Source organism: Belliella alkalica, from assembly GCF_022549785.1.
Classification (GTDB): domain Bacteria; phylum Bacteroidota; class Bacteroidia; order Cytophagales; family Cyclobacteriaceae; genus Belliella; species Belliella alkalica.
This window is the reverse complement of sequence record NZ_JAKZGO010000038.1, coordinates 1-4,351: the sequence shown is the minus strand read 5'-3', so window position 1 is coordinate 4,351 and position 4,351 is coordinate 1. Positions and strand designations below refer to the sequence as shown.

Here is a 4,351-nt window from a genome sequence, read left to right as displayed (position 1 = left end):
AACACACTTGGGGTCGTCCCGCCATCAGTGCCGTTGATCGGACCGAAGTCGTTTTCATTCGCCTCTATTACTGCCGGCTCTACCGTTACCGTTACCGTTGCCGTAGCACAGTTGTCTGGATTCAATACCTCACAGATGCTGTACTCCAACTCGTAATCACCAGCAGGCGTGTTCGGTGCTACTGTTATCGTTCCGTCAGGGTTCAACGTCAACTCAGGATCTGAGCTTACCACCGTCAAGGTTACATCAGCAGGATCTAATGGATCGCCGTTCAACGTGTCGTTTACCAACACACTTGGGGTCGTGCCTCCATCAGTGCCGTTAATCGGACCGAAGCCGTCTTCATTGGCTTCTATTATTGCCGCTTCTACTGTTACCGTTACTGTTGCCGTATCACAGTTGTCTGGATTCAACACTTCACAGATGCTATAAGTCAACTCGTATTCGCCTGCAGGTGTATTCGGTGATACCGTTATCGTTCCGTCAGGATTCAACGTCAACTCAGGATCTGAGCTAACTGCTGTCAATGTAACATCAGCTGGATCTAATGGATCGCCGTTCAACGTGTCGTTTACCAACACACTTGGGGTCGTGCCTCCATCAGTGCCGTTAATCGGACCGAAGCCGTCTTCATTGGCTTCTATTATTGCCGCTTCTACTGTAACTGTTACTGTTGCCGTATCACAGTTGTCTGGATTCAACACTTCACAGATGCTATAAGTCAACTCGTATTCCCCTGCAGGTGTGTTCGGTGCTACCGTTATCGTTCCGTCAGGGTTCAACGTCAACTCAGGATCTGAGCTTACCACCGTCAAGGTTACATCAGCAGGATCTACTGGATCTCCGTTCAACGTGTCGTTTGCCAACACACTTGGGGTCGTGCCTCCATCAGTGCCGTTAATCGGACCGAAGTCGTTTTCATTCGCCTCTATTACTGCCGGCTCTACCGTTACCGTTACCGTTGCCGTAGCACAGTTGTCTGGATTCAACACCTCACAGATGCTGTATTCCAACTCGTAATCACCAGCAGGCGTGTTCGGTGCTACTGTTATCGTTCCGTCAGGGTTCAACGTCAACTCAGGATCTGAGCTAACTGCTGTCAATGTAACATCAGTTGGATCTAATGGATCACCGTTCAACGTGTCGTTTACCAACACACTTGGGGTCGTGCCTCCATCAGTGCCGTTAATCGGACCGAAGTCGTCTTCATTGGCTTCTATTATTGCCGCTTCTACTGTAACCGTTACTGTTGCCGTATCACAGTTGTCTGGATTCAACACTTCACAGATGCTATAAGTCAACTCGTATTCCCCTGCAGGTGTGTTCGGTGCTACCGTTATCGTTCCGTCAGGGTTCAACGTCAACTCAGGATCTGAGCTAACTGCTGTCAATGTAACATCAGCTGGATCTAATGGATCACCGTTCAACGTGTCGTTTGCCAACACACTTGGGGTCGTGCCTCCATCAGTGCCGTTAATCGGACCGAAGTCGTCTTCATTGGCTTCTATTATTGCCGCTTCTACTGTTACCGTTACTGTTGCCGTATCACAGTTGTCTGGATTCAACACTTCACAGATGCTATAAGTCAACTCGTATTCCCCTGCAGGTGTATTCGGTGCTACTGTTATCGTTCCGTCAGGGTTCAACGTCAACTCAGGATCTGAGCTAACTGCTGTCAATGTAACATCAGCTGGATCTACTGGATCACCGTTCAACGTGTCGTTACCCAACACACTTGGGGTCGTCCCGCCATCAGTGCCGTTGATCGGACCGAAGTCGTTTTCATTCGCCTCTATTACTGCCGGCTCTACCGCTACCGTTACCGTTGCCGTAGCACAGTTGTCTGGATTCAACACTTCACAGATGCTATAAGTCAACTCGTATTCCCCTGCAGGTGTATTCGGTGATACCGTTATCGTTCCGTCAGGGTTCAACGTCAACTCAGGATCTGAGCTAACTGCTGTCAATGTAACATCAGCTGGATCTAATGGATCACCGTTCAACGTGTCGTTTGCCAACACACTTGGGGTCGTGCCTCCATCAGTGCCGTTGATCGGACCGAAGTCGTTTTCATTCGCCTCTATTACTGCCGGCTCTACCGTTACCGTTACCGTTGCCGTAGCACAGTTGTCTGGATTCAACACCTCACAGATGCTGTACTCCAACTCGTAATCACCAGCAGGCGTGTTCGGTGCTACTGTTATCGTTCCGTCAGGGTTCAACGTCAACTCAGGATCTGAGCTTACTACCGTCAAGGTTACATCAGCAGGATCTACTGGATCGCCGTTCAACGTGTCGTTACCCAACACACTTGGGGTCGTCCCGCCATCAGTGCCGTTGATCGGACCGAAGTCGTTTTCATTCGCCTCTATTACTGCCGGCTCTACCGTTACCGTTACCGTTGCCGTAGCACAGTTGTCTGGATTCAATACCTCACAGATGCTGTACTCCAACTCGTAATCACCAGCAGGCGTGTTCGGTGCTACTGTTATCGTTCCGTCAGGGTTCAACGTCAACTCAGGATCTGAGCTTACTACCGTCAAGGTTACATCAGCTGGATCTACTGGATCGCCGTTCAACGTGTCGTTACCCAACACACTTGGGGTCGTCCCGCCATCAGTGCCGTTGATCGGACCGAAGTCGTCTTCATTGGCTTCTATTATTGCCGCTTCTACTGTAACTGTTACTGTTGCCGTATCACAGTTGTCTGGATTCAACACTTCACAGATGCTATAAGTCAACTCGTATTCCCCTGCAGGTGTATTCGGTGATACCGTTATCGTTCCGTCAGGATTCAACGTCAACTCAGGATCTGAGCTAACTGCTGTCAATGTAACATCAGCTGGATCTACTGGATCTCCGTTCAACGTGTCGTTTGCCAACACACTTGGGGTCGTGCCTCCATCAGTGCCGTTAATCGGACCTAAGTCGTCTTCATTGGCTTCTATTATTGCCGCTTCTACTGTTACCGTTACTGTTGCCGTATCACAGTTGTCTGGATTCAACACTTCACAGATGCTATAAGTCAACTCGTATTCCCCTGCAGGTGTGTTCGGTGCTACCGTTATCGTTCCGTCAGGATTCAACGTCAACTCAGGATCTGAGCTAACTGCTGTCAATGTAACATCAGCTGGATCTAATGGATCACCGTTCAACGTGTCGTTTGCCAACACACTTGGGGTCGTGCCTCCATCAGTGCCGTTGATCGGACCGAAGTCGTCTTCATTGGCTTCTATTATTGCCGCTTCTACTGTTACCGTTACTGTTGCCGTATCACAGTTGTCTGGATTCAACACTTCACAGATGCTATAAGTCAACTCGTATTCCCCTGCAGGTGTATTCGGTGCTACCGTTATCGTTCCGTCAGGATTCAACGTCAACTCAGGATCTGAGCTAACTGCTGTCAATGTAACATCAGCTGGATCTAATGGATCACCGTTCAACGTGTCGTTTGCCAACACGCTTGGCGTTGTACCGCCGTCAGTGCCGTTGATCGGACCGAAGTCGTCTTCATTGGCTTCTATTATTGCCGCTTCTACTGTAACCGTTACCGTTGCCGTAGCACAGTTGTCTGGATTCAACACTTCACAGATGCTATAAGTCAACTCGTATTCCCCTTCAGGTGTGTTCGGTGCTACTGTTATCGTTCCGTCAGGGTTCAACGTCAACTCAGGATCTGAGCTTACCACCGTCAAGGTTACATCAGCAGGATCTAATGGATCGCCGTTCAACGTGTCGTTACCCAACACACTTGGGGTCGTCCCGCCATCAGTGCCGTTGATCGGACCGAAGTCGTTTTCATTGGCTTCTATTATTGCCGCTTCTACTGTAACCGTTACCGTTGCCGTAGCACAGTTGTCTGGATTCAATACCTCACAGATGCTGTACTCCAACTCGTAATCACCAGCAGGTGTGTTCGGTGCTACTGTTATCGTTCCGTCAGGGTTCAACGTCAACTCAGGATCTGAGCTAACTGCTGTCAATGTAACATCAGCTGGATCTAATGGATCGCCGTTCAACGTGTCGTTTGCCAACACACTTGGGGTCGTCCCGCCATCAGTGCCGTTGATCGGACCGAGGTCGTCATCAKTCGCCGCTATCKSTGCCGCTTCTACCGTAACCTCTACAGAGGCCGTCGAGCAGTTCGTAGGGTTCAGATCCTCACAAATCTGGTATGTGATTGTATATGTTCCCGCTGGGGTGTTCTCAGGAATGCTTACGATGCCTGTAGATGGATCGATGCTCGGTACAGGACCGCCGTTGATCGGTGTCGCTGCCGTAACTATCGTCAACGTCACATCATCTATCGATACAGGATCTCCRTTCAACGTGTCGTTTGTCAACACATTGC

General features: G+C 49.7%; 1 protein-coding gene. It reads right to left on the bottom strand.

The annotated features are described in order from the left end of the window. Window positions 1–4,351: Ig-like domain-containing protein (locus tag MM213_RS20395; RefSeq protein WP_241414731.1), on the bottom strand; the 4,351-nt coding region annotated here is incomplete at both ends.